Source organism: Paenibacillus sp. P4_A9 (assembly GCF_056402415.1).
In genome coordinates this window covers 1-1,279 of record NZ_JBFUHL010000211.1, presented here as the reverse complement: position 1 = coordinate 1,279, position 1,279 = coordinate 1, and the positions used below count along the sequence as shown (strand labels likewise).

The 1,279-nt window shown below is 38.2% G+C and carries 2 protein-coding genes; both read left to right on the top strand.

Features of this window, described 5'->3' with window-relative positions:
- Nucleotides 1-264 (top strand): hypothetical protein (locus tag AC1DVJ_RS31020; protein WP_477596790.1); only part of this gene is annotated, 264 nt, incomplete at its 5' end.
- Nucleotides 265-521: 257 nt separating this feature from the next.
- Complete coding sequence (locus AC1DVJ_RS31015) at nt 522-1,130, top strand: hypothetical protein (RefSeq protein WP_477596788.1); 609 nt, start codon at nt 522-524, stop codon at nt 1,128-1,130.
- Nucleotides 1,131-1,279: the final 149 nt, after the last annotated feature.

The following is a 1,279-nucleotide window of genomic DNA, read 5'->3' as shown; positions in this document are numbered from 1 at the left end:
GTAGTATTATTCTTTAGAAATTGTTATTGGTATTTTAGTATATTTATTCTCCTCTTCTATGTTATCTTTTCTATTATTTTTTTGTTCGCTTTTAGTGCATTGTTTCCGTTACCAGACGACAATCCAGCGGGCGGATTACTGTTGATTATGATGCATGGCATAAACGTAATCAGCATTGTTATTGGTTTAATTCTTGGATTATTAATTAACGTATCACTGTATTATTGGTCAAAATTAGATGGTGTGCAAAAAATAAACGATTGAACTAACGGGTATCGAGAGTTCAATAACAACATGTAATTGGCAACCAGCCCAGGTGGATTGGTTGCCTTTTCTCAAGTAACGGGCTGGATAGTTACAGAAAAAGGGAAATTATACAGTTATATTGAATATATAATGAAATTGATTTATGAATTCAAAAAAAGGATTTTCTTTTCGAAAGCAAAGTGAGCAATTGCCAACTATTGGCCTACTGCCGTTCAATGGGAATCGAATTGAATTAAAAGTGATGAGGTGAGGTGTTGAAAACTAAAAAGAGTGTGTTCATTCTTGGAGCAGTGCTGTTGCTCATGACAGTCAAGGCCTACCAATTATTCGAACTGGATGGGGCACGTATCTCAGCAATTCAAGCAGCACGTGTACACTTTGCGGTTAAAGGGAAGAACCCGCAACTCTTTGAAAAAGTGGATTATCCGTGGGGCGGAGTGTTTTTGTTTCATACCGATGACGGAAATCGTACCGTAATGTCCTATAAAGAGAAGCCTGGTAGTTGGTTTTATTACGCACGCTTGGCAACGACCTTTAACAGAGCGCAAGATCAAGAAAAGATTGAAACAGTAGGATGGATGAATGTTAATACAAATATACCCGGGGTGCAGGCTTGTGTATTTGCGGTTGAGACGTCAGATCCGAATATTGATTCTATCGAAATAGGTGTAGGTACAGATCGGATCAACAAGAAAATAATAATAGGCCAACCACTTGTCTTTTCATGGTCAAAGGCTTTTATTGGGGCCGATCTAAATCCTCTTGCTCTTTCCAAGGACGGAAGAGTGCTTTATGAATATCGAAATAAATTGTCGAATGTAACAAATAGTGATGATTTGCGGTGGTATCCGTCTCAAAAATAATATTCAAGGAACCTATTTTTCGTGATTTGCTAAACTAAAGAAGAACGTTAAGTTACATAAAGACTAAGGATAAGGCTGCCAGCATAATCGGCAGCCTTTGCTCAACTAAAGGGCAGGATAACGTAGTCACTTCGCGAGTACCATAGGAC